The organism is Acidobacteriota bacterium (genome assembly GCA_003225175.1).
GTDB lineage: Bacteria > Acidobacteriota > Terriglobia > Terriglobales > Acidobacteriaceae > Gp1-AA112.
In genome coordinates this window covers 129,605-154,802 of sequence record QIBA01000066.1, presented here as the reverse complement: position 1 = coordinate 154,802, position 25,198 = coordinate 129,605, and the positions used below count along the sequence as shown (strand labels likewise).

Annotated in this window: 24 protein-coding genes and 1 tRNA gene; 16 read left to right on the top strand and 9 right to left on the bottom strand. The window is 54.2% G+C overall.

Going from position 1 to position 25,198, the window contains the following annotated elements; translation table 11 throughout:
• The 3 genes from DMG62_20055 to DMG62_20045 all read right to left on the bottom strand — a co-directional run.
• Positions 1–749 (bottom strand): glycosylasparaginase (locus DMG62_20055; protein PYY21299.1); only part of this gene is annotated, 749 nt, incomplete at its 3' end.
• Between the two features lie 128 nt (positions 750–877).
• Positions 878–1,930, bottom strand: coding sequence for a hypothetical protein (locus DMG62_20050; protein ID PYY21298.1), 1,053 nt, complete (start codon positions 1,928–1,930; stop codon positions 878–880).
• Between the two features lie 186 nt (positions 1,931–2,116).
• Positions 2,117–3,280, bottom strand: a complete 1,164-nt coding sequence (locus tag DMG62_20045; GenBank protein PYY21297.1) for an aminofutalosine synthase MqnE — start codon at positions 3,278–3,280, stop codon at positions 2,117–2,119.
• A 94-nt stretch (positions 3,281–3,374) separates the two neighbouring features.
• On the opposite strand from DMG62_20045, the gene DMG62_20040 reads away from it, so the two are divergent.
• From DMG62_20040 to DMG62_20010, 7 genes are all read left to right on the top strand, one after another.
• Positions 3,375–3,602 (top strand): ATPase, encoded by a 228-nt coding sequence (locus DMG62_20040; GenBank protein PYY21296.1) that lies wholly within the window; start codon positions 3,375–3,377, stop codon positions 3,600–3,602.
• Positions 3,595–4,032 (top strand): hypothetical protein, encoded by a 438-nt coding sequence (locus tag DMG62_20035; protein PYY21295.1) that lies wholly within the window; start codon positions 3,595–3,597, stop codon positions 4,030–4,032. Before DMG62_20040 ends, DMG62_20035 begins: the two co-directional genes overlap by 8 nt.
• A 25-nt stretch (positions 4,033–4,057) precedes the next feature.
• Positions 4,058–4,831 (top strand): ATP synthase F0 subunit A, encoded by a 774-nt coding sequence (gene atpB / locus DMG62_20030; protein ID PYY21294.1) that lies wholly within the window; start codon positions 4,058–4,060, stop codon positions 4,829–4,831.
• A gap of 234 nt (positions 4,832–5,065) precedes the next feature.
• Complete coding sequence (locus DMG62_20025; protein PYY21293.1) at positions 5,066–5,374, top strand: ATPase; 309 nt, start codon at positions 5,066–5,068, stop codon at positions 5,372–5,374.
• Between the two features lie 73 nt (positions 5,375–5,447).
• Positions 5,448–6,371, top strand: coding sequence for an ABC transporter (locus DMG62_20020; protein ID PYY21292.1), 924 nt, complete (start codon positions 5,448–5,450; stop codon positions 6,369–6,371).
• Positions 6,368–7,054, top strand: coding sequence for a hypothetical protein (locus tag DMG62_20015; protein PYY21291.1), 687 nt, complete (start codon positions 6,368–6,370; stop codon positions 7,052–7,054). Before DMG62_20020 ends, DMG62_20015 begins: the two co-directional genes overlap by 4 nt.
• Positions 7,055–7,202: 148 nt before the next feature.
• Positions 7,203–7,583 (top strand): response regulator, encoded by a 381-nt coding sequence (locus DMG62_20010; GenBank protein ID PYY21312.1) that lies wholly within the window; start codon positions 7,203–7,205, stop codon positions 7,581–7,583.
• 70 nt (positions 7,584–7,653) lie between these two features.
• Here the strand turns inward: DMG62_20010 and DMG62_20005 are convergent.
• The 3 genes from DMG62_20005 to DMG62_19995 form a co-directional block, all read right to left on the bottom strand.
• Positions 7,654–7,743, bottom strand: a tRNA-Leu gene (locus DMG62_20005).
• 308 nt (positions 7,744–8,051) lie between these two features.
• On the bottom strand, positions 8,052–8,573 hold the full coding sequence (locus DMG62_20000; protein ID PYY21290.1) for a hypothetical protein: 522 nt from the start codon (positions 8,571–8,573) through the stop codon (positions 8,052–8,054).
• A gap of 45 nt (positions 8,574–8,618) precedes the next feature.
• Positions 8,619–11,204, bottom strand: a complete 2,586-nt coding sequence (locus DMG62_19995; GenBank protein PYY21289.1) for a hypothetical protein — start codon at positions 11,202–11,204, stop codon at positions 8,619–8,621.
• A gap of 229 nt (positions 11,205–11,433) precedes the next feature.
• Here DMG62_19995 and DMG62_19990 point away from each other — a divergent pair, with 229 nt between their 5' ends.
• From DMG62_19990 to DMG62_19960, 7 genes are all read left to right on the top strand, one after another.
• On the top strand, positions 11,434–12,165 hold the full coding sequence (locus tag DMG62_19990) for a ribonuclease PH (protein PYY21288.1): 732 nt from the start codon (positions 11,434–11,436) through the stop codon (positions 12,163–12,165).
• Between the two features lie 132 nt (positions 12,166–12,297).
• Positions 12,298–13,314 (top strand): tagatose 1,6-diphosphate aldolase, encoded by a 1,017-nt coding sequence (locus DMG62_19985; GenBank protein ID PYY21287.1) that lies wholly within the window; start codon positions 12,298–12,300, stop codon positions 13,312–13,314.
• 115 nt (positions 13,315–13,429) lie between these two features.
• Complete coding sequence (locus DMG62_19980; GenBank protein PYY21286.1) at positions 13,430–13,930, top strand: DNA-binding protein; 501 nt, start codon at positions 13,430–13,432, stop codon at positions 13,928–13,930.
• 257 nt (positions 13,931–14,187) lie between these two features.
• On the top strand, positions 14,188–15,714 hold the full coding sequence (locus DMG62_19975) for a peptidase C45 (protein ID PYY21285.1): 1,527 nt from the start codon (positions 14,188–14,190) through the stop codon (positions 15,712–15,714).
• A 53-nt stretch (positions 15,715–15,767) separates the two neighbouring features.
• Positions 15,768–16,040, top strand: coding sequence for a hypothetical protein (locus DMG62_19970; protein ID PYY21284.1), 273 nt, complete (start codon positions 15,768–15,770; stop codon positions 16,038–16,040).
• A 301-nt stretch (positions 16,041–16,341) separates the two neighbouring features.
• Positions 16,342–16,932, top strand: coding sequence for a biotin transporter BioY (locus DMG62_19965; protein PYY21283.1), 591 nt, complete (start codon positions 16,342–16,344; stop codon positions 16,930–16,932).
• Between the two features lie 279 nt (positions 16,933–17,211).
• Positions 17,212–18,090, top strand: coding sequence for an ABC transporter substrate-binding protein (locus tag DMG62_19960; protein ID PYY21282.1), 879 nt, complete (start codon positions 17,212–17,214; stop codon positions 18,088–18,090).
• Between the two features lie 56 nt (positions 18,091–18,146).
• On the opposite strand, the gene DMG62_19955 is transcribed toward DMG62_19960, so the two are convergent.
• The 3 genes from DMG62_19955 to DMG62_19945 all read right to left on the bottom strand — a co-directional run bounded on the left by DMG62_19955 (position 18,147) and on the right by DMG62_19945 (position 22,656).
• Positions 18,147–19,061 (bottom strand): hypothetical protein, encoded by a 915-nt coding sequence (locus DMG62_19955; protein PYY21281.1) that lies wholly within the window; start codon positions 19,059–19,061, stop codon positions 18,147–18,149.
• Complete coding sequence (locus DMG62_19950) at positions 19,061–21,601, bottom strand: leucine--tRNA ligase (GenBank protein PYY21280.1); 2,541 nt, start codon at positions 21,599–21,601, stop codon at positions 19,061–19,063. Before DMG62_19950 ends, DMG62_19955 begins: the two co-directional genes overlap by 1 nt.
• Positions 21,602–21,726: 125 nt before the next feature.
• A complete protein-coding gene (locus tag DMG62_19945; GenBank protein ID PYY21279.1) occupies positions 21,727–22,656 on the bottom strand; it encodes a deoxyribonuclease IV in 930 nt (309 codons plus the stop codon).
• A 148-nt stretch (positions 22,657–22,804) separates the two neighbouring features.
• On the opposite strand from DMG62_19945, the gene aroF reads away from it, so the two are divergent.
• On the top strand, positions 22,805–23,890 hold the full coding sequence (gene aroF / locus DMG62_19940) for a 3-deoxy-7-phosphoheptulonate synthase (GenBank protein ID PYY21278.1): 1,086 nt from the start codon (positions 22,805–22,807) through the stop codon (positions 23,888–23,890).
• 80 nt (positions 23,891–23,970) lie between these two features.
• On the top strand, positions 23,971–25,182 hold the full coding sequence (locus DMG62_19935) for a hypothetical protein (GenBank protein ID PYY21277.1): 1,212 nt from the start codon (positions 23,971–23,973) through the stop codon (positions 25,180–25,182).
• Positions 25,183–25,198: the final 16 nt, after the last annotated feature.

Here is a 25,198-nt window from a genome sequence, read left to right as displayed (position 1 = left end):
GCTGAGACATGAATCGTGCCGCTAGGAGGGAACAAAATGTATTCTGCGGCTCGCTCGCGCAATCCTGGCTCGATACCGAAGTCGGCGGCCAACTTGATCAGCTTCTTCCTCTTGCGCTCCAGTGTGATGTGCGGCGGCTCTGGCGTCTTCCAATGTGAGTCGTCGGGACCAGGTCCCCACCAATCCTGCGTGGAATTCGTCTCCTTCCATAGCAGCCACATCTTCCGCGAAGGCTCGGTCAGGAGGTTTTCACGCGAATATCCCATCGCTACTGCGAACCGCTCTGCGCCTTCGCCACAGAGCATGACGTGCCCGGTGTGACGCATCACATCACGCGCTACCAGACAGACGTTCTTTATATTTCTTACTCCCCCGACGGAGCCTGCCTTGCGCGTGGGACCATGCATGCAGCATGAATCAAGCTCCACGACCCCTTCTTCATTCGGAAGCCCGCCAAGTCCTACAGTCTGATCGTTGGGATCATCTTCCTGTGCCTTGGCTACCTGTAGAACGGCGTCGAGTGTGTCCTGCCCATCCTTAAGCATCTGCCAGGCCTGGTCAATGGACTGCTTGCCCGTAACCTTGGTAATGATGACCGGCTGCTTGGGCTTCAGTAGTTCCCTGGTCTGAGACAATCCCATCGATGACTGATTCCCGTTTTGACGTTGAGCGATTGCGTCCCGACTAAAAGCAAGAGAGGCAGTCGTGACGGCGGCGCTAGACAGAAAGTCTCTGCGGGAAAACCACATGCACGGTCCTCCAGGGAAAAAGAAACCGACAAGGATAAACTGAGCTGCTGGGTTCTAGCTACTGGCAGTGGATGGCAGGAAACAAGACCAGGGGCGAACACGAAAGCTCGCTAGTGGCCAGTAGCTCCTTACGCTACTTGTGAGCTATTCAGCAAGTGCTTCTTGAGTGCATTCCCGTTTGGAAGCTTATGGTCAACCAGATCGCGAGCGGCCTTAATGGATTTCTTGATCTCTCCCGGATCGCGCTTTGAAACCTCAGCGATTTCCTCGATGGTGAAGCCCTCGATTGCGAATAGAGTGAAAGCCTCACGCTGTTGTGGGTGAGCTCCAGTTAGGGCTTTCTCGACTTGATCGATAAATTCGTCCGAGAGCGCAACTGCCTCGGGAGTGCTGATGTCGCGATTTGGCAAGACATCTTCTGTGCTGAGCCTGTCGTCTGGCTGATGAAACTGCAGATAAGCGTCGTCGGTGCCGCTCACGTTCGGCTTTCCGGCAGGCATTTCAAAATGCACCGTTTCAGTCTCGTCGCCATTACGCGCAGCGACAGTGGAGATTGCATTCAGCGCGAGACCATAGAGCCAACGTTCCACTGATACTTTGTCGGGCCGCTGCTCTTCGCCTGAGAGCGCTGTCGCGATGGCATCATCAATCACCTCTTCGCGTGTTACCAAATTTTGCTGCAAGAGTCCGGTGACTTCTCGATAGCGAAGCTCACGATCGATAAAACGGTTGAGGCGAGGGAGCTCAGTGGCTACATAGTGATCGATGTCGCGGCTGACGAGAGCTCCACCTGGAATCGGTCCCCCGTTGGTCACCGAAGCGACGGTCTGCTCAAACGGCACGCGCCGATGTTCTTTCGAAATCCTGCGCCACTTATGACGATTGCGCAGCAAATCCTTATGTGCGTTCAGCTGATGGATTAAATCGTGGAAGCTGCTCTTCACGGCACCCACTGCAGTTGGCGCGGTGCTTTGGCTCGCCATCTGTCCGGAAGGCAGGCGCAGGTTCAAAGAGACAGTGACCCCTCCACCTTTGGTTGAACTCTCAGCGACAATTCCGTGGAGGTGTACGAGCTCCGGCCGAAACACCTGGAGGCGTTTGGCGAGTTTGTCTGTTTGTTGTTTGATTTCTCGCTCGGTGTCTGTGTTCTTCGAGGCCTTATAGCTGAAGTGGACGTTCATTTACGCCTCATGCGAGAGCCAGCTTCAGTCCACAGACGTGGCACGAAGCGCGCCGGCCCCGGCCCAACCTTTTCTTGTGGCAGATTTTACACCTGTTGAATAAGACGCGAGCGTAAATCAATGTGTTGCATTTTTCGTGCGGAAAGACGGCTGTCAGATTGCCCTAGATGCGACGCGAGCTCCTCATTACACGGCTACAGTGAACGAGTCTTCGGTACGAACCACGGGACGATACAACGTATCGCGCTCCACTGGAACCCGTCCGGCTTCGCGGATCAGGCGCTCCAACTCTTGTCGACGCATGCCTTGCGGTGTTGTAGCACCGGCATCGTGGTAGATCTTTTCTTCGATCACTGTACCGTCAAGATCGTCAGCGCCGAACCGAAGTGAGACCTGCGCAATCTTCGGGGTGAGCATCTGCCAGTACGCTTTGATATGCGGAATGTTGTCGAGCATCAGACGACCGATCGCGATTTGCTTAATGTCTGACATTCCTGTCGTTTTTGGCAAATGTTGCAACGGTGTATTATCTGGATGAAATGCCAGTGGAATGAACGTCTGGAACCCATGCGTCAGTTCCTGCAGATCCCGCAAGCGCACTAGATGGTCAACGCGGTCTTCTTCATTTTCAACATGTCCGTAGAGCATCGTGCAGTTCGACTTCAAACCAATTTCATGCGCGGTGCGTGCCGTGTCGAGCCATTGATCGCCATCGATCTTGTGGTCGCAGATTACGCGTCGCACGCGATCATTGAAGATCTCTGCGCCGCCTCCAGGTAACGAATCTACGCCCGCAGTTTTCAATTTCTCTAGCGTTTCGCGAATTGTGAGCTTTGCGCGCTTGGCTAGGAAAGCCACTTCCACCATGGTGAAGGCTTTTAGGTGGACCTCTGGAAAGCGTTCCTTGAGCCCGGAAATTAGATCAAGAAAGTATTGAAACGGCAGATCAGGATGCAGTCCGCCCACAATGTGGAACTCGGTGACTGCTTCCGAGTAACCAGAGGCAGCGGTTTGCCATGCTTCTTCCAGCGCCATGGTGTAAGCGCCGTCTGTATCCTTCTTTCGCCCAAAAGCACACAGCCGGCAAGCCGCCACGCAAACGTTCGTCGGATTAACGTGCCGATTCACATTGAAGAATGTCGTATCGCGCCACAACCTTTCGCGGACGTGATTAGCAAGCCAGCCTACCGCCAGAATGTCTGGCGAGCGATACAGCCAAAGTCCGTCCTCAAAACTTAGCCGCTCCTGAGCGAGTACTTTTTCAGCAATGGGACGCAGATGAGCGTCGTCAGTTTGAAAGCCGTGACGGGCAGAAGAGGCTGATGCGGAAATCGGAAGCGTGCTGGACATTGATCTGATGATAGCCCATACAAACAGGCAGAGTCAGCAGCCGCGGGTGATGATAGAGTCTCGTGGAGACACGGCATGCTGTGTCTCTACAGCAATGTCGATCGAACCCGAAAAATCGCCGAAAACTAAGTGGGTAGAAATTGAAAGGTATATTCAGCTGGGTGTGCTGCTGCCGGCGGCCACGTTCGTAGGGTGGCTGATTGGACACTTGCTCGATGCCTACTTCCATACGAAGTGGATCTATCTCGTCGGTCTCGGATTCGGAATTGCTGCCGGATTCATTCAACTCTTCCGGGTAGCGTTGAAGGCAGGCGATGACTGAAGAACCGCTGGGCGCGAATCAGCCGAACTCAGATGCGCCTTTCTTCGCCACCGCTTATACGCGCATAGTACGCATTCTCGCCGTACTCATTCCCTGCGCGACGATTGGATTCTGGATTTTTTATAATCATCGATTCGCTGTCGGTTTTGTCATAGGCGGAGCGATTGCAGTCGTAAACTTCCTGTCGCTCAGAAAACTCGTAATTGCCTTCGCAGACCGGGTGATAGCCAGCTCCGGCGCTCAGCGTTCGTCGGGATTCGTGCTGCGCTTTGTACTCCGATATGGGATTATCGCGATTGCGGGCTATGTTATAGTCAAAAGTTCCGCCATGAGCGCGTACGGCCTCCTGGTCGGGCTCGCTATTCCGGCTATCGGCATCATGATTGAGGCCGGATACGAGCTGTACGGATCCTGGCGTCGCGGTTATTGATCCAGACCCTCGGTTGATTTCCCGAATGACAGAAGAGCTGCTTTTTACGCATTTCTTGAACAAGTACTTTGGCGCAATCGCCATTAAGATCCTGGCGGCGCTCGGCGCGCATCCCGTTACAGCCGGCGAAAACAAAGCCTACCTGTTCACTTACAATCCTGCGGCCCCGATATCGAATTTTTTCGCCATGGAGGTGCTGGTCGGCAGCATCCTCGTGGTTCTGTTCATCTGGACGCGATCTAGAATCTCAGTCGATCGTCCCGGAGCGATGCAGCACGCCTTCGAAGTAGTCGAAGAGTTTGTCAATCATCAAAGCGAAGAGATCATTCCCGCTCACGGTGTTGAGAAGTTCACGCCATTTCTAGTGGCGTTAGGACTATTTATCCTAATCAGCAACTTGATCGGACTGGTGCCCGGATTCCTATCGCCAACGGCCACTCCTGCAGTGCCGCTGGGGCTGGCAATCGTAGCGTGGCTCTACTACCACTGGCATGGAATCAGAAAACAGGGTGTGCTTACCTACGCGAAGCATTTCACCGGCCCTATGCCGATTCTGGCGCCGTTAATGATCCCGATTGAAATCATCAGCCACATCGCTCGCATGATGTCGCTCACGATTCGTCTTTATGCCAATATCTTCGCCGGTGATTTGGTAACGCTGGTCTTCTTTTCGCTCATTCCAATTGGTATTCCGGTCATTTTTCTCGGTCTTCACTTATTTGTTGCCTTGCTTCAGGCATACATCTTCGTGCTGCTCGCGACCGTGTACCTCGCCGGCGCAGTGGCCGAAGAACACTAGACTTTCTTTTTTTGCTTTGTCATTCCGAACGAGGTAAGGAATCCCTACTGTACTGTGCCCAAACTTTACGGGTGTCCTGGGGATTCCTCGTCGCAACATCAGCGGCTCGGAATGACAGAGGCGACTACAAGTTCTCGCCCAGGCGGTCCTGGCTTGAAGCTGCGAGTGTGAGGGCGCGAGCTCGGTGAGCGTCAACCACCTCCTTGCAGCAATTCATAGTACGGAGCACCAACCATGCGTAAGTTCACGTTCTTTCTTCTGGCAATGACGGTCCTCTTCATTGCCTCGCCGCTCTACGCGCAAGCGGGAGGGGGCACTGCACCAACTTTCAACTGGGCAATTCCGATCGGTGCTGGTATTGGAATGGGAATCGCGTCTGGTCTTTGCGGTATTGGTCAGGGACGCGCCACTGCTTCGGCTGCAGAAGCGCTGGCTCGCAATCCCGGAGCACGCGCCGGAATCCAGCTCTTCCTGATCCTCGGCCTCGCTCTGATTGAGTCCCTCGCGCTGTACACACTGGTAATCATCTTCGCCAAGACATAGACATTAAGAAATTGAACTCACTCTGCCCTTGGTTCGCCGAGGGCATTTTTTATTTGCCGACTACAATCGCAGCATGGCTGCAGTCCTCGAATTCGAAAGCATCAGCAAGCGATACCGCTCATTCCGCGGACCAGAGCATTGGGCGCTTCGTGACTTCAGCCTGCAATTGGAACCTGGCGAGATCATGGGTTTCCTCGGCCCGAACGGCGCGGGAAAAACAACTGCCATTCACATCGCCCTAGGCTTGGTCCAACCGACAGCGGGAAAGGGTACTCTGCTACGTCAGCCGTTCGGAAATGTTCTCGTTCGGCAGAAGCTTGGCTTTCTTTCGGAAGCTCCAGCTTTTTATCATCAAGATGCACGTAATGCTCTGAAGTTTTATGCACAGCTCAATGGCGTGACGGAACCAAACCTCTCGCGTCGCGTGAAGGATCTTCTTGAGTCAGTCGATCTGGCAGAAGACGCGAATCGCAACATCGGCAAATTCTCGCGCGGAATGCTGCAGAGAGTTGGAATCGCGCAGGCGCTGATCAACGACCCCGAATTGCTGATTCTTGATGAACCCACCTCAGCCCTTGATCCCCTATCGCGGCTCAAAATGCGAGAACTTTTGCTGCAGCATCGCAGTCGTGGAAAGAGCATCTTCCTGAGCTCGCATCAGCTCTCCGAAATCGAACTGATCTGCGATCGCGTGATCTTCATCCAAAAAGGTCGTGTGATAGCTGGAGGTCACACGCAAGAACTGCTCCGGGATTGCGGTGAATTCGAGATCACAGCATCTGGCCTTCGCTTGGCGCCTCCGCAGGCACAGAAGAGTCACGTCCAGGACGGACATCTTGTGTTTTTGACAACGGCAGCACAACAGCGCAGGTCCATCGAGCAAGTCTGGTCAGCGGGAGGAACCGTCGTCAGCGTCGTACCAAAAACGCGAACCATGGAAGAATTGTTTGTTGAGCTTATGACCAACTCCGAATCCACGCGGGGGAAGACGCAATGATTCCCGTTCTGCTTCTCGCTAAGAGTTTCTTGCGGCAGAACCGCTGGCTGCTGTTGGCTTTTGTGGCCTTGCCGCTTCTGTTAGGAGCATTTTTGTGGTCACCACATCAGTCTGCGAGCCGGCAAGACGTTGCTGAAATGGTTCAGCAGGAGATGTTCTATGGAATTGCAGTGGTCACGTTTCTTGCCAGTTCAGCGATTTACAACGAGAAGCGTTCACGACGAATCATCGGCGTACTCTCAAAGGCAGTGAGCCGAAGACAATATCTGCTCGCATTACTGCTGGGCTCAGCATACTTTGCGCTGGCGTATTTCGCATCGGTTGGAATCACTACTATTTGGCTTGTCGGCGTTTCCTACACAGTCTTAAAAACCGCCCTCGCACTGTTTGTGCGTGGCACTCTGGCGTCGCTGTGGGCAGCCGCGCTTGGAATGTTTCTCTCAACGTTGCTGTATCCGTTTTTCGCGGCTGCAGTTGCGTTGCTGATAGCCCTTGCACCACTTGGTTTCAAGAGTGTAAACATGTTTTTCGCGCCAGCCGCAGTCCTAATGAGAGGCTCCGATGACTTGGTAAATGTGATGCCATTTGCAGCGTTGCTGAGTTCACTGGGAGAATCATTTGTCATTCTCGTCCTCGCGGCACAAATCTTTGCACGTCGAGACGTAGCTGTAAGTATCGAGTAATTTGTTGCTGGAGCGGCAGTGCGCCGAGAACCGTCACGCGCGATGGCACGCAAGACCTTCGGCTATAATCGAAACAGACTTGTTACGCGCTGCTTTCGCCGGATTCCCTCGACCGAGCGCTGGCCAATGGAATCCTTGGACAGGACGGATGACTGAAAACAATAGCGGAAAAAGCAAACCCAAAGTTCTGGTCGTGGATGATGAGCGCGTAATCGCGGATACCCTGGCAATCATCCTGAATCAAAACGGATTCGCCGCAACCGCAGTCTACAGCGGCACGGGAGCGATCGAAAAAGCTCGCAGCGAACGGCCAGACCTGATCATCAGCGATGTCATCATGGACGACATGAACGGCATCGATGCCGCCATCAACATCCGCAAATTTCTGCCCTCCTGCAAAATCCTGCTTTTCTCAGGACAGGCCGCAACGGCCGATCTGCTGCAAAACGCTCGCGCCAAAGGCCATCAATTCGAAATCCTCGCCAAACCGGTTCATCCGCAGGATTTGCTGGCTAAGCTCCGCGACTGACTACACTGCTTTGAGCGTCTGAGCTCTCCCTGCCTTCTAATGCGTCTTTGGGGACATAAAGCCAAGTTCATGGTGCCGGGAGGGGGAATCGAACCCCCACAGGCCTTTTAAGCCCTGCGGATTTTAAGTCCGCTGCGTCTGCCAGTTTCGCCATCCCGGCTTGCAGGAATTGAATGATGCAGCACTCGTGCCAGTGCTGCCACACTCTCAGTTTGGCACATAGCTTAGATTGGGGCCAAGCCGGTGTGGATGCGGATTCAAACTTCTCGTCGCCAGGAGGAAGCAGCGGACGCACATGCGATCCTGAAGCAGCGCGAAGATCTTACCTAGGCCGCAGATCACGGCTTAAAGCATGCTTTTCGAGGACTGAACCTGCACCACAAGTCACTTGAAGTCTGGCGCGTTTTGCGCCTGGAATGGCAATCCCAAAACGGGTCCAAACCGGAAGCAACCCAGCTCGACATTAATTCACTGCTCAAGGAATTCATGTGGATCAATGGGGGTGGTTTTGCCGTTTACAGTGACTCTGATAGTATTCTTGTAGCAGTAGTTTTCGTTCTTTTTGTTGGCAGTAACCTGAGCGGTCACGATGTTCCCCGAGGGCGATATCTGACTAATCAGTGATAGATCGCCGTCCGCCGGCGTGTCCCTCTTCGTGTGATCAGAACAACGAACTCCGAGCATCTCAGGCACGTCGATTGATTCGCCATTATCTCCAATCCATTTGATCGTATCCTTATGATGGACCTCGATGGCATAATCTTCATCCCAACCGTTCACCATGCTTGTAAGATAGCTGACCGGAATAATGCAAGTTTTCTTATCCTGTCCGGTTCGGACGGGACAGTCCACAGTTTCCAGGCTGTTCCCACTATGGTCCTTCCGCTGATGATGCGTGACTTGTAACTTGCTCAGACTTTTGCATTTGTAGAGCAGGACGCCGAGGACAGTCACGACAACTAGAAGCACAAGAATCAACGCGTTCTTCATTGGAGTTCTCCAATCCGAATGTAATGAAGGGCCGAACGACTGGGCTCAATGTACGTCTGTGAGGTGCGACTTGAATTCCGTCGAGTTCCTTAATTCATCCAGTTCCAAAGCGCTATTCATCTCAGCACGAGAGTATCCGCGCTTCATTGCCGCCTGCAACCAAGGGATAGCTTGGTCCTTTTCCCCGAGTACGGCATGAACTATGCCCGCAAAGTATAACGTTTCGGCATCGTTTGGGCGAAGTTGAAGTGCCTTATTCAAGTGCTGGAGAGCTTCGGCTCGTTTGCCGAGCATCGCGGAATACTCGGCTGCGAGAGTATACACATCCGCATCCTGCGGGTTTACTTTCAGATCGTCGGCCGCCAGTTGGAGCGCCTTCTCCAGAGGGCTCCCGGCCAGATCGCGCTTAAACGGATAGAAGTAATAGGCCCGTCCCAGATTGCCAAAGGTCTGGATCGTATGGCTTCCCATAGCGACAGCCTGCTCGAACGACGCAATGGCTTCTGGAAAGCGCCGCAGAGCCAGATAGCTTAGTCCCAAGTTGGAATATGCCTGATAGGAAGGTCGAATAGTAATCGCTTTCTGTAAAGCCTCAATAGACCGCGCGTAGTCGCCGGCAAAGTAGTAGTCCGCCCCGAGGCTAAACCAGTAACGCGCATCTTCAGGAGCCAGCTCAATTGCTTTCTTGTATTCTGCGATGGCGAGCGTGTACTTAGCTTCGCGGCGATATAGATGTGCGAGCTGGCCATATCCGCTGGCGTACTGCGGATGAATACTGATCGCCTTCTTGTATGTGTCCTCGGCATCCTGCATTCGATTCAGCTCAACGAAAGCTGAGGCCAGTCCGCGATAGGCTTCATCGTCGTTCGGATCGGCTGCAATCGCCATCTGAAAGTCTGAGACAGCCGCCTGGTACTTGCCGATTCCACGATGGACTACTCCGAGGCAGACATTACCCTGAGGGGACGGCGGGTCTAAGGTTAGAGCCCGTTCACACGCCGAGCGAGATTGGTCTATCAGCGACGCTTCCTTGGTGAGTCGATACTTTTCGAAATATGCAAGACCCAGACCGGCTGAGGCTCGAGCGTACCCTGGATCCAGAGTAAGGGCCTGCTGAAACTGCACGATCGCGCTATCCACGTCCTCGGGAACGGTCTCGTTCTCCAGGAACCCAACTCCGCGAGTGTAGAGCCGAAATGCTTCACTGTCCGTCGTACCGTGTCCGTGCTCGCCAACGCCCTTGTGCATTTCGATTTCGAGCATCTGCACAGTTTTTTCGATTACCTGATCTTGCAGCGTGAATGCATCGGAGACGCTAGCTTCGAGAGTTTCGGCCCGCAACAGCCGCCGCGTAGCCGCGTCTACCAATTCGAGACTGACACGAGTGACACCCTTGATGCGCTGAAGGTTAGCGGCAATCGCCAGATTTACGCCCATTTTCTTATGCGCATCGGCGACGTCCTCAACGCGTTCCGCTTTTATTTCCCGCGGAGAGACTATTTGTACGGATTGGGCGGCTGTGATTTCCGTCAACTTGGCTGCCACTGCCTCTGCAAGGCCTTCGTCAAAAGCCGGATCGTCATTGTTGATACTCCGAAATGGCATCACCGCCACATATTTATTGACTGGAACGGGATGCAGCTGGCGCTCTATCCAGCCGGCGATCCTTCCGCGCTCGAGGCCTACGATCAATCCAAAGATGAGTACCAGGAGTCCCACGATCGAAATACTCAGAGCGCGGTTGCGGGCGCTGGATGCTATCGCCGTGTCGAGCACTTCCAGATCGCGCAACATCTCGCGCGCTGATTGATAGCGCCGCCCGGGATCTTTCTCGAGAGCTTTGAGAATTACCGTCTGAAGCGGTTCGCTTATCTCATTGTTAAGCTTCGCGGGAGGCGGTACCGGACGGTTGAGGATGGCGTCAATCAGCAATGCTCCCGATTCGGTAAATGGCGTCCGCCCTGTGCACATCTGATACAGCACTAGTCCCGCAGCATAGACGTCACTGCGAGGGTCAAATCGGATGCCTCGGAGTTGCTCCGGGGACATATATGCCAAGGTGCCGGAGAGGACGGTGCTGTGAGTTTCGGTAGTTAAAGCGTGTCTTTCGGGTTCCTCCTGATCGTGTATGTGTGCCAGTCCAAAATCGAGGATTTTGAGGAAGCTGTCTGGCGTGAGCCGGAGGTTTGATGGTTTCAGATCGCGATGAATAATCCCTTTCTCATGGGCGGCCGCCAGTCCGCGCAGCAATTGCATTGTCAGTGAAACCGCAAGAGTTTGGGGCAGAGGGCCGCGGCTCAGCAACTCATCCAGCGAAGCGCCAGGAATAAGTTCAACCACAAGAAAATCGCAGTCATCTTTCGTGTCAAATTCAAAAATAGTCTCAATATTCGGATGACTAAGGCGAGAGAGCGCAAGCGCCTCATTACGCACCCGGTGGCGTGCAATCGCGCTTCGTATGCTTCCAGGATTTAGGAGCTTAATGGCTACATCACGGTCGAGCCGCTCGTCATGGCCTCGGTAGACGACGCCCATTCCGCCCGCGCCGATTTGCTCTAGAAGACGGTACCGTCCGAGCATTCCTCCGGTATGGATCGTGGGCGCAGACATAGCGGGACATGTTTGCGTCATCCTATGTCGGGAACAGACGGCGGTCAATAAGTAAGAATCTGGAGACAAGAATCGGATGAAGTACTAACAAAGCCCGCTTTTAGCTATCGGCCGGCGGGCGTTCGGCCTGATTACGTCGCGTGTAGTCACAGAGACTAAGAGCGCAACCCGATCCCCGAAGCCGAGCGCCCTCTTCACTTCACCCGATCACGCGATTCTCCCCCAGGCGCATGGTTAAATAGACTTCCTCATGTCTTCTTTCCGCAGTGACAATCGCACCTCTGAGCAGATGCGTCCGGTAAAAATTACCCCTGATTACATCGCTATGGCTGAGGGATCTGCGCTCATTGAGGTTGGACATACGCGGGTAATCTGCACGGCATCGATCGAAGAAACGGTACCGGGATTCCTTCGCAACAGCGGGAAAGGCTGGATTACCAGTGAGTACGCTATGCTGCCACGGGCGACGCTCACGCGAACTCCACGGGAATCGAGCAAAGGGCACGTTGGGGGAAGAACACATGAGATCCAGCGCCTCATCGGCAGGTCGCTGCGAGCTGTTGTGGATTTGTCAAAATTGGGTGAGCGAACGATCTATATCGACTGCGATGTCATTCAGGCAGATGGGGGCACCCGCACGGCGTCAATTACCGGAGCTTATGTTGCGTTGGCGCTGGCGCTGCGCCGATTGATGGCTGCCGGAACCTTGAAGAAATCGCCGTTGCGCGACACCGTGGCAGCAACGAGTGTAGGCATCGTCGATGGCGCTGTGCTCCTCGATCTCGCCTATGACGAAGATTCACGTGCACAGGTGGACATGAATCTGGTCATGACCGGGGCCGGCCGATTTATAGAGCTGCAAGCTACAGCCGAGCAGGTCGCATTTGATGACCAACAACTGGCACAGCTCCTGCGAATCGGCCGTCAAGGTATTACAGAACTAATGAAGTTGCAGAACGCGGCATTAGAGCGAGTCCAGTAGCACCTTCGAAAGCGGTAGGCTAGAATCAGCGTCGCAATTGTTGAATTCTTCAGCCAGATGGCTCATAGCAGCTGAATCATGTTCCATTAGGCGTTCTCGATAATCTCAAGAAATTCCCAAGGAGGAATTCCCGTGAAGTTGACACCCGGAAAACTGGCCGGCATGAAAGCAGTCTCCGATGCGCGAGGCGTAATCGCGGCGGCGGCAATGGATCAGCGCGGATCGCTGCAGAAGGCTCTTGCCAAGGAAAAGGGCGTGCCTAATGTCCCCGAGAGCATGCTGGAAGAGTTCAAGAGCATCGTCACTGAAGTGCTTACACAATATGCCAGCGCTATCCTGCTCGATCCGGAGTACGGACTGCCGGCCGCGAAGCGCCGCAACAAAAGTTCGGGCCTGCTGCTTGCGTACGAACAGACGGGATACGACAACAACCGGCCCGGGCGCATTCCCGACCTCCTCAATCACTGGTCGGTCCGTCGGTTGAAAGAAGCGGGCGCGGATTGCATCAAGGTACTCATCTACTACTCGCCGTTCGATTCCAAAGAAATCAACGATGAGAAGCACGCCTTCGTTGAACGCATCGGCGACGAATGCCGCGGACAGGACATTCCGTACTTTCTCGAATTCGTCGGATACGATCCGCAAGGTGGCGATGAAAAAGGTTTGGAATACGCGAGACGCAAGCCTGAGAGCGTAATTCGCAGCATGGAGGAGTTCACAAAGGAGAATTACGGAATAGACGTCATGAAGGCCGAAGTGCCTATCAACATGAAGTTCGTGGAGGGAGTGAGAAGCAACGCAGGGAAGGGTTCCGCCTACACCCGCAAAGAAGCGATGGAGCTATTCCGCAAATCGGCAGCCGTTGCCACGAAGCCGTTTATCTATTTATCCGCTGGAGTGAGCAATGAGGAATTCGCTGAGACGCTGGAGCTAGCTGCCGAATCAGGTGTCAAATTTAACGGAGTGCTTTGCGGACGCGCAACCTGGGCCGCTGGGATTCCCGTATTTGCAAAACAGGGACAGAAGGCTTTCGTTGAGTGGATGAAAACCGAAGGCGTTAAGAACATCCAGAACGTCAATGAAAAATTGAAAGCCGCGACTCCCTGGTACGAGGTCTACGGAGCGGAATTGAAGGCGGCTCTCGCTTAATTCTTCGTCTCTGAATCAGGAGCCCAGCCGGTCATCGCTGGGCTTTCTTTTTTGCCACGCATTGAGACATCGACATTCTTCCGGACAGCATCGTTCCTGTTTGGAGGAGCACGCAATGCCAGAAGCTATCACCCTTGAACGCGCGAGGAGAGACAAAGAACAAGGCAAATCGCCGAGCACGCAGGCGGGAGAGTTTGTACGCGAAGAAATGGATCATATCCGGGAAGGCAAGCACGGCGCGAGGAGCACAAAACAAGCGATCGCGATTGGCTTGTCGAAGGCACGCAGAGCTGGGATTCAGCTAGGTGCTCCGAAAATCGGCAAGGCCTCAAGTCGCACCCGCAAACAAGCGCAGCGAGATCTCGCGAAAGGCCATCGGCGATCCCGGACTGTTTCGACGCGCCGCTCGCAAGCAACTGAAAAGGCTCTGAAGCGCGAGCCGCGTTCGGCTGCATCGAGGAGCGCACTATCGAAACAAGCTAAGCAAGCGGCAACAAGGCGCAGCAGCACATCGCGCAGCCAAGCTGCAAAGAAGGCGGCTCGCACCAAGGGTCCCGCCGTGCGCAGGCGCGCGGCGCAAAAGGCTGCGGAGACGAGGCAGCGTCGGGCGGCATAACTCTACAGGGTTCTTTAGGTTACGTGGTCCCGGCCGTCCCTCGGCGGGCACAGTATCAGACTTCGTGAATGTGCGTTCGTGCGAGGCCAACATTTTCAATAATGTTGCAAAATCGCGCATTGTGGCAGTCCCACGCCGTGTCCGGCCGCGGGCGGCCGGAACGATGTAACCAAAGGCTCAGTGCACGGGATTCGTTTGTTGACGCGTAGCACTAGCAACCCTAAGATTCCCTTCATCCGATGTTTTAGGAGCAATTGGTGAGACTTCGACACCTCGCGTGCATATTCACGGCCTCTCTGATCGTGATCCTCTCGTCCGCTGCGTTTCCAAAAGCCAATTCAGCCGACTCTCGCCTGAGAAAGTCTTATCGCTTCGAACGCGGCGGATGGATTTACGTTCATCTCGAAGGTTCGCCGAGCAACATCGGTTATCAGCACGGATATCTGCTTGCGTCCGAGATTGAGGATGCGGTCCAGTCTGTCCGCTTACTCGACAGACACAATACGCAGCGTGATTGGGAGTTCTTCCGCAATACGGCTCGCGAGGTTCTTTGGCCTCATATCGAAGATGAGTATCGCCAGGAGCTACAGGGCATCGTCGACGGCGTCAGAGCAAAGGGGAGCAAATTAGATGTTTGGGACATTGTTGCCCTCAATGCCTTTGAAGAAGTACCGGATTACTACGTGCCCACGCTAGATAAAAAGCAAGCTGTGCTGAATGCGCCGCAACTGCTTCCACCCGGTAACTGCAGTGCCTTCGTCGCGACCGGCAGTTACACGAAAGACGGCAAAATCGTAATTGCGCACAACAATTGGACAAGCTATTTGACTGGGGCACGCTGGGTAGTGATGTTCGATATCGTCCCGCAACGTGGAAATAGCATCCTTATGGATGGCTTTCCCGGCGTCATTACTTCAGACGACGATTTCGGTGTGAATTCCGCGGGCATCATGATCACCGAAACGACAATTACGCAGTTTCATGGCTTTGACCCAAAGGGTATTCCGGAGTTTGTTCGTTCTCGCAAGGGGATGCAGTACGCAAATTCCATCGATGACTATGTCCGGATCATGAAGGAAGGCAACAACGGCGGCTACGCAAATGATTGGCTGATTGGAGATCGCAAAACGAACGAGATCGCGTACCTCGAATTGGGCCTGAAGCATACGCCTCTCTGGCGCACAAAAGACGGGTATTTCGTGAGCTCGAATTTCGCCCGAGATCCTGACGTCATCAAAGACGAAACCGACTTCAATCCAAACGATATGAGCACTACTCCAAATGCGCGTCGCGTCCGCTGGGAAGAGCTCATGAAACAGAGCCAGGGAAAGATCGATGTCGCCTTGGCTGAGCAATTCTTATCAGATCACTTTGACTCTTATCAGAATAAAGAAGAAACGAATGAACGTGCCCTCTGCGGTCACAGCGATACCAGTCCCCGGGGAATAAAAGTTTGGGGGTGGGAACCGTACTATCCCGGAGGCGCGGTGCAAGGCAAAGCTACCGATAGTGATATGGCAAGCAAGATGCAACTCACAGCTCGTGCTGGACATCCCTGCGGCGCAGATTTTCACGCGAAAGAATTCCTCGCTCAACATCCCGAGTTTGGCTGGCAGGCCCCACTATTGCGCGACATGAAGGCCGGCCCATGGACTGACTTCAAGGCTGGTGATCGCGCGAATGCACAGCATGCAGCCGCCCCGAACAAGGGCGTGAAAGTGAAGCTAAAGCCTGTTACACAACCAAAAGTGCTCTCGGCAGATCGAAAGGACATTGGCGAATAATCGACCTGAACTCTGACTCAAGCGATTTGACGTAAATCGAACGGAAAGATCGAATGGACGCACTGAAGGACTTTCGCAATTTTTCTGGAATCAACGAGGCTTGGGAGCTGATCAAGACTGGTTTGGTCGTGATTCGCGAGCAAGCATACCGGCTTGAGCTTTGGCACTCATACTCAAATCCGGACATTCCCTACTATGTGTCGGTCTATGTCCAAACTGACGGAGTTTGGAAGAAGATGCAGGATCCCATTTTTCCTATCGGCCTCGATGCAGATCAGACCATGCGGGAAGCTATGGCCTTCCTTTCTGAACGGCTGGCGGCGTGAGTGCTTCGACAAGACAGCCGAACTTCTCACGTTTGCAAGCAGAGGCCCGTCACTGCCAGTGCACCGGCTTTCGGGTGCGGAAGCTGCGCTGAACTCTGGTATCCTTATCCGTCATGAAGGTGCTGTTTCTAATCCTTCTGATTTCCTTTGTAGTGATCGCCGGGAGCATCACTGCTGTACTGCTTCTGATCCGGCTACACCGAATGCGCGCGTCTGACGCCGCTCTGCGGCGGGAACTCGAACAGATTGAGCGCGATCATGGCAGCTTCCATACCGACCGTTCTTGAGGACTGAAAGACTAATGGCTCAGGCACTTGCAGGCCAGACAAATCAAGTTGAAAGCTTTGCAAAGGTTAGGGCCATCGATGCCGCGCTGGTGATCGGCGGCAGCCTGCTCATGGCCGCTTGTGGCCACATTTCCATTCCGCTGTGGTTCACGCCTGTCCCGATCACGCTTCAGACCTTTGGTTTAATGTTTCTAGCCCTGACCTTGGGAGCATGGCGATCTGCGGCGGCATTGCTTCTCTATCTTGTCGAGGGGGCCTCGGGCCTGCCGGTCTTCAGTCCGCATGGACCAGGTGGACTATTGCAGCTGTTTGGCCCCACCGGCGGTTATCTGATCTCATATCCGTTTGCGGCCCTTGTGGCTGGCCTGATTGCGGACAAGCTTTCGCTCCGCTCACGGGTGGTTGCTTTCTCCCTTGGCGCAGTTGCTTGCAGCATTGTTGTCTTCACCGCCGGCGCTTTCTGGCTCGCTGTGGTATCCCATAAACCAGCTTCGACGGTTCTGGCACTTGCAGTCGTACCCTTCTTGCCTGGTGAAGTGCTCAAGAGCGTCGCAGCCGTTGGAGCCGCGATCGGCGTTACGGCACGTGGAAAAGCGCCCGCTTAGCCCGGGAAATTCCCTGAGGGTTCCCTCTTAATCCTGCCTCGAACAGCAAGGACTCTCAAGTGATCATGCGTTCACGCAGAAATTTACAGAACTCCCTGTTATTCTCCTGCCTCAAGGCAGAATTTGCGTATTTTGGGCAGAATTCGAGCATTCTGAGATGAAATTCATCGCAGGCCCTGATGTTCTCCCTGTTGTTTCGCTTTTGTTGTAAGTTTTGCTGGTAGTATTCGCAAGCCTCTCACCAGATTTTCATCTCCAGCAGGTACACTGAGAAGCACCATGTCCAGTTCGGTTTCGTCTATCTCCTCTAGTTCGCTGTCAGTTCAGCCGCGTGAGATTTCTGTAGCCCATAGCCCGGACTCGGACGACGCTTTCATGTTCTACGCGCTCGCGACCAACAAGGTTCGGGTTCCCGGTTTGAAGTTCATGCATACGCTCTCAGACATTGAGACCCTGAATTGCAAGGCTCGTGAGGCCTTTTACGATCTGACCGCTATCTCCTTTCACGCCTATCCATACCTGCAGGAGGGGTACGCCCTGTTGCCCAGCGGTGGAAGCGTAGGCGAAGGCTATGGTCCGTTGATCGTCTCGAATCGGGATTACACAGTCGAGGAAATCAGGATGAAAAAGGTCGCCGTACCGGGAAAGCTAACCACCGCTTATCTGGTGTTGAAGCTCTTTGCGCCGGAGATTCAGACCGAGGTGGTTCCCTTCGATCAAATCATTCCTCAAATTCTGGATGGACGCTACGATGCTGGCTTGATTATCCATGAAGGCCAGCTCACCTATGGCAAGTCTGGACTGAAGCGCATCGTGGACTTCGGAAAATGGTGGCGTGAGGAAACAGGGCTTCCACTTCCACTTGGAGGAAACGCGATCAAGCGTGAGCTTGGGCCGGAGCTCATGCATGAAATTTCTGTCGCGCTGAAAGAGAGTATCCAATACGGACTCGATCACCGCGACGAAGCTCTGGAATATGCCATGCAATTCGCCCGTGACCTTGACCGACAGGTCGCCAGCAGATTTGTCAGCATGTACGTAAACGAGCGCACTCTGGACTACGGTCAGGAAGGGCGGCAAGCAATCACACGACTGCTGGAAATGGGATACGACCGTGGAATCATTCCACACCGTCCGAGTGTCGATTTCATCGATTAGCTGCCGCTAGTTCGCACGAGAGGAAGTTCGCGCCCGAAGTGCAGAGTTGGTTTTATCTACCCCGCGATGATCATCGTTGTGTCTGGACGAGAGAGCACATCTGAAAGCGGCCGTGTCACACTTGTGTTCGGAAGCTTTCTGATTGCGATTAATTTCGCCATGTACAAGAAATCTGCGCAAACAAAGTAGAGCAGCGAGATCGCGAGGAGGTCGGCAATGAGTATTCGAGCATTTGTAATCACGTTGCTCACCGTGAGCGACAACAGAACTGCAACTACGAATAATCCGAAGCGCAAAATTCCGTTGGTGATTGAGATCTCCAGCAGTTCATCACGTCGCGACCGCAGCAAGGTCAGCGTCTTCAAAACGCTTTCCCTCCATGTCGAGTCACCTGTCAGCGGAACGAGAGACAGGAACCAATTCAGCGTGGACCACGCGCTCACAATGATCAGAAAAGCGAGAAGCAAAATTGCCGACATCAGGCCAACACTTGGTTTGTCTTTGCCGCCCGCAGATGCCAGGCCGGCAGCAACTAATCCTGCGAGAAACCATCCCGCCATACTTGCTACCGTCACTATGGCGCGAAGCAAACTGACGACAAAGCACAGTTGAAGACTTGCTCCCGGCCTAAGAGCAGCGCGGCCCAGTGTGGCGTAACGGCCGAGAGCACTGAACAAGACCCAGATCGCGGTGAGAGCCAGCCCTGCCGAAAAAGCTGCGCGCCAGATCAATCTATGGATCGAGGCAATCCCTACGGCAATGTCTTGCGCCAGCTGTAACGGGTTCAGTGCCGCCATTGCCTGCACCCTGCGGGGATTGACGCTGAGGCTGTCGAGAACGAGGAATGCTGAGAATGCCGTGATAATGACCACGATGAGGCCGAAGCCCCAACGCCATCCAATTTCGATGAGCAACAACGCAGGATCGCGGCCTACCTCCTGGATGCCCTCAAGTAGCCCATTGCGAGACATCAACGAGCCACGATGTTCACAAGTTTATTGGGCACAACGATCATCTTGACGATCTCTTTGCCGTCCAGCAACGCGCGAATCTTCTCGTCGGCGGAGGATCGAGCACGGACTTCATCATCGTCAAGTCCGGCGGGAACCACAATCCGTGAGCGATTCTTGCCATTGATCTGGATTGGAATCTCGACCTGCTCTTCTCGTGCCAATTCGGGATTGAACTTGGGCCAGGATTCCCGGAGCAACTGCGATTTTTCACCGAGCGATTCCCATAACTCTGACGCCAAGTAAGGCGCGAACGGCGCCAGCATAAGCACTAACGTCCGAAGTGTCGACGCCACTTGCTTTGCTGAAATCGCTCCGGACGCAATTTGCCTTTCAGCGGCCGTGATCGCATTCACCAATTCCATTATCGCGGCAATCGAGGTGTTGAAATGCCAGCGTCCTTCAAAGTCGGTCGACACTCTGCGGAGCGTCTGGTGCAACTTTCGTTCGAGGTCGCGCGCAGCTGATGCCGGGGCGGAGGACGGTTTGACTGAGAAATCAGCGTATCTCATCACCAGCCGATAGACCTTTGCCAGGAAGCGGCTGACGCCCTCAACGCCATTCTCTTGCCAGTCGAGATCCCGGTCTGGTGGAGCAGCAAAGAGCGAATATACACGCGTGCTGTCTGCGCCATATCGGGACACCATGTCGTCGGGGGATACTGTATTACCCCGACTCTTAGACATCTTGGCGCCGCCCCTGATCACCATACCCTGAGTGAACAACCGCTCCACAGGTTCAGAATTATTAACCAAACCCATGCCGCGCATGGCTTTAGTCCAGAAGCGGGAGTAGATGAGGTGCAGGATTGCGTGCTCTACACCACCAATGTACTGGTCGATGGGAAACCAGTATTCGACAGCTCTTGCATCGAGGGCCGCAGTTGTGAGGTTGGCATTCGTGTAACGATAGAAGTACCAGGAGGAATCAACAAAGGTGTCCATGGTATCGGTCTCGCGTCGAGCGCCGCCCTTGCACTTCGGACATCTCGCGTTCACGAACTCTGGCAGCCGCGCGAGAGGCGAACCACCCTGCTGTGTGATCTCCACGTTCTCCGGCAGCACGACAGGAAGATCTTTTTCGGGAACCGGAACTATACCGCAGCCGTCGCAATACAGGATTGGGATCGGCGTCCCCCAGTAGCGCTGTCGGGAGATGCCCCAATCGCGTAAGCGATAGGTCACGGTTTTCTTCCCGAATCCCTTCTCCTTCGCGAAGAGCGTCATTCGCTGAATGGCTTCTTCGTTGCCCAGCCCGCTGAACTCACCGGAATTGATGAGCAGGCTGTCCATCGCTGTATACGGCAACGTAGGTTCTTTCTGCTCACCCTCCTCGTGACGGCGTGGCAAGATCACGATTCGGACATCGATGCCGTACTTCTTGGCGAATTCGTAGTCACGCTCGTCGTGCGCTGGGACCGACATGATGGCGCCAGTGCCGTACTCGATCAGGATGTAGTTCGCTACCCAAATGGGAATTTTCTCGTCATCGAACGGATTGATGGCATAGCTGCCCGTAAAGAAGCCCTGCTTCTCCGCTTCACCGAGCGCACCAGCGTCGCGAAGGACGCGCTGTTCAGCTACGAGTGCGTCCAACTTTGTGAGCAGTTCAGGATCGCCACCAATCAACTTCGAAACAACCGGATGCTCGGGAGCGAGCTGGATCGAAGTTGCTCCAAAGATCGTGTCGATACGAGTGGTGAAAACCGTGATCTTCTCGCCAGACTCGGCGACCTTGAAGTCAACCTGCGTTCCCTCGCTGCGGCCGATCCAGTTGCGCTGCATAGTGCGCACTTTCTCCGGCCAGCCTTCGAGTTTGTCCAAGTCGCGAAGCAATTCATCCGCGTAGCTGGTGATACGCAAGAACCATTGCTCCAGATCACGCTGCTCTACGGGAGTTTCTTCGTGTCGCCAGCAGCAGCCGTTCACGACCTGCTCGTTTGCCAGAACGGTCGCGCACTCCGGACACCAGTTCACCTTGCTCTTGCGGCGGTACGCCAATCCGCGCTCGTAGAACTTCAAGAAGAACCACTGATTCCAGCGGTAGTAGTCGGGCAGACACGTCGTAACCTCGGTCTCCCAATCATAGGAGAAGCCGAGCCGCTTCATCTGCCGCTTCATATTGGCGATGTTATTCAGCGTCCATTCACGCGGAGGGGCGTTGTTCTTGAGCGCAGCATTCTCAGCGGGCAAGCCGAAGGCGTCCCACCCCATTGGATGAAGTACGTTGTGGCCTTTCATCCACATGTAGCGCGCGAGCGCGTCGCCGATGGAGTAATTGCGCACGTGTCCCATATGCAGCGCGCCAGAAGGATACGGTAACATCTCGAGGACGTAGTACTTCTTGCGAGCGGATGTCGCGGGCTCCGCACGATAGAGCTCAGGCTGCTGTTGCCAGCGCTGATGCCACTTCGATTCTATGCGCTGTGCGTCGTAACGCTGTTCGCGGTCTGGCGACTGCTCAGCACCATTCAATATTTCGGTTTTCTCCTGGCTGCACATGGGAATACTTGATTTTACGTGTTTTGCCACTTATGGCGAAGAGTGGACTAGTTACTGGTGCAGCCATCGAAGATGGTTTACCACCCACTAAACTGATCTTTTAGCGACACTTCCGAAACCAAGAATCAGCCAGCCACCAAACTCTTCAAGGCATCGACATTTCTTTGGTCGTCGCCTGGTTCGTCGATTGGAGTCTCGGCAATGAAGGCTGCCTGTGCCGTTCGCGAATCGTTTAGCAGTCGCCGAAATGGATCCAACCCAATCTTTCCCTTCCCGATGTGCTCATGACGGTCGAGGCGCGAAGCTCGTGCCGATTTGGCATCGTTGCAATGCCAAACAGGAATGTTCTTCAGGCCGATGGTGTTCTCAATGTATTTCATCGTGTACTCGAAACCCTCGGGCGTGACTATGTCGTAACCGGCCGCGTGCATGTGACACGTATCCATACAGGCGGCTACGGGCAAAACCGGTCGCAGGCGTTCTATCAGCTCCGTCACCTGCTCGAAGGAGCTACCCAACGAATACTCTGCCCCCGCCGAATTCTCAATCAGGACCTTGAAGCCGCAACCCTCAAGATCGAGACCGTTAGTTGCCTTCTTGATCGATTCTGCCGCTCGTGCAAGTCCCTCCTCTCTACGGAGACCCCGATAAGACCCGGCATGGAGCACAAGATACTGAGCGCCCAAGGCGAGACCTCGTTGTACTTCTCCTCGAAAACTTTCGATGGACTTGTTCAGGAACTCTTCCGTGACGCTTGCCAGGTTCACGAGATAGCTGGTGTGAATCACAAGCGGCGCGATTCCGTACTTTTCCCGCAGCCGCATCATTTCGTCGCATTGGGATTTCGCGAGTTCATACGGCTTCCACATTCGCGGCGACGATGAAAATATCTGGAATGTATTGCAGCCTAGACGATATGCACGTTCTGCAGCGGTTTCCACGCCGCCGGATGTGGAAGTATGGATGCCAATTCGCCGGGAAGTCAGCTTTGCAGGTACTGCGGGAGCTGGTCGCTTCAGGATGTCCTTGGATTCCTGCTCCCACTTTGTCGGCATAAGCCGAGCATAGCAGGGCTCAGTCGGAGGAGAGCGGTGGACCCCTTGAAGACCCTCGTAGCAGATGTCCACTTCACGTCGCGGATGCAAATTGCGGCCTCTCTTCGAAATTCATTACACTGGCAGTTACGTTTTCAGGAGATCGCGAATGTTGGTTGTGATGCAGTCTCATGCCACTGAAGAGCAAGTGCGCGACGTTTGTCGAAAAGTCGAGACTCTGGGACTGCGCGCGCATCCCATTCCCGGTGCGCAGCGGACTGCGATAGGCATCACTGGTAATCAAGGCTCTGTTGAGTCCGGAAGCTTGGAGGAAATGCCAGGCGTTGGTGAGGTCATTCGTGTCAGCAAGCCCTACAAACTCGTCAGTCGTGATCTGAAGCCGGACACTACGGTTGTTCGCTTCCCCAACAGTCACGTAACCATTGGCGGCAAGGACATCGTCGTAATGGCAGGTCCGTGTTCCATCGAATCTGGCGAGCAGGCGCTCACTGTTGCCGAACAAGTTGCAAATGCAGGAGCACATTTTCTACGTGGCGGCGCCTACAAACCTCGCACTTCCCCATACTCATTCCAAGGATTGGGAGAAGAGGGATTAAAGATCATGGCGGAAGCGCGTGATCGCTTTGGTCTGCTCATCGTTACTGAGGCTGTCGATAACGAATCACTGGACCTCGTAGAAGAATATGCCGATATGATCCAAATCGGTGCGCGCAACATGCAGAACTTCTCACTTCTTAAGCGTGCAGGTCGCGCTCGCAAGCCGGTACTGCTCAAGCGAGGCATGTCTGCCACGCTGGAAGAGTTGCTCATGGCTGCCGAGTACGTGATGAGCGAAGGCAACTATAACGTTGTGCTTTGTGAGCGAGGGGTCAGAACCTTTGCCGATCACACGCGAAACACGCTCGATCTCAGCCTTATACCTGCCGTGCAACGGCTCAGTCATTTGCCGATTCTTGTCGATCCAAGTCACGGAACGGGCAAGCGGAACAAAGTGCTTCCCATGGCGCGGGCCGCTGTGGCTGTTGGCGCCGACGGATTGATTGTCGAAGTGCATCACGATCCCGACCATGCGCTCAGCGACGGACCACAATCGATCGTGCCTGAGCAATTTGCCACTTTGATGTCAGAAGTCACTCAAATTGCCGCGGTGCTGCGGCGCGGCGTGACCGCTCCGGTATACCCATCTGCGGCATGGACGGGACAAGGTTCCTCGCGTCGCGCTATTGCGCGATAGTCGATTGGTACTGCTACACTCTCTAATTCCGGGTCTCCGCCTGTTCTCAAGTGCTCTCCCATTTCAAAAACACCTTGTCCATGTTGATTGCGTCCTGCCTTGTAGTCACAGGTGCTTGTACTCAAAAGCTACCAAACTATCCGCCGGCCTATCGCGAATATGCATTCGTCACGAATGGGAAAAGCAATAGCGTTTCCGTTTTGGACATGCGCAATTACAAGCCGATCGCCACAATACCGGTAGGAAACAATCCAACTGGTGTTGCCGTCAATACCCAGAAAAACGAGGTTTATGTCGTCAACACGGGATCCAACTCACTGAGCGTGATCGATGCTGAACTGAACAAAGTCGTTGGAATCATCGCCCTGGAGCGCACACCATATTTCGTCGATGTTTCTGCGGATGGTACTCGAGCTTTCGTGGCAAACTCCGGCTCAAACAGCGTCTCCATCATCGACATTTTCCAACGGCGAGTGTTGCGCAACATAACCGTGGGCAAAGCTCCTGGAGAAGCACGCGTCTCACGCGACGGGAAGACCGTCGTAGTATCGGAACGCCTGAGCGATTCTGTTTCCGTGATCGATGCTCAGACTATGAAGGTGCGGTCTTCAGTCTCAGCCTGTAAGGAACCAACGGATGTCGAAATCCTGCCCGATTCGGGAAAGGCATTCGTAGCATGCAGCGGCTCGGGGCAGGTTGCCGTAATCGGGTTGAATATGGAAACTGACATGACGAATCCACAGACTTCTGCGCAGTCGGTTGTTGATCGCAAAGAGGTAACAAAGTCCAAGGAGTTTGCCGCTATCAAAGCCGATCGCCTGCTTTCAATTCTCGATGTTGGTTCCACGCCGACTCACCTGGCGCTTAAGCCCGATGGCGGTCAGGTTTTTGTCAGCAATTTCGGCGCAAACACGATCTCGGAGATTATCGCGAGCACAAATGAAGTTGGGGCGAGTTATCTCATTGGCGCTGGACCAGTTCGCTCGATCGTGAGTGCCGACAATTCCACTCTGTACGTTAGCAACTTCAATTCCGATACCGTTTCGGTTTACGACATTGACGAAGGAAAGCTCGTTACAACGGTGCCCGTGGGTCGGCGTCCGGACGCCCTCGCTCTCTCTCCAAATCAGAACTTCCTGTTCGTCGCTGACACAGCTGCAGGGGACGTAAGCGTCGTGCGAACGGCTGTGAAACAGGGAGCCGTGCTGCTCACCATCATCCCAGTTGGTCAGCAGCCAAATGCAATTGCCGTAAAAGCCTTCCTGCTGCGGAAACCACCGGTCGTGCAGTAGCGTAGTCCAAAATCGG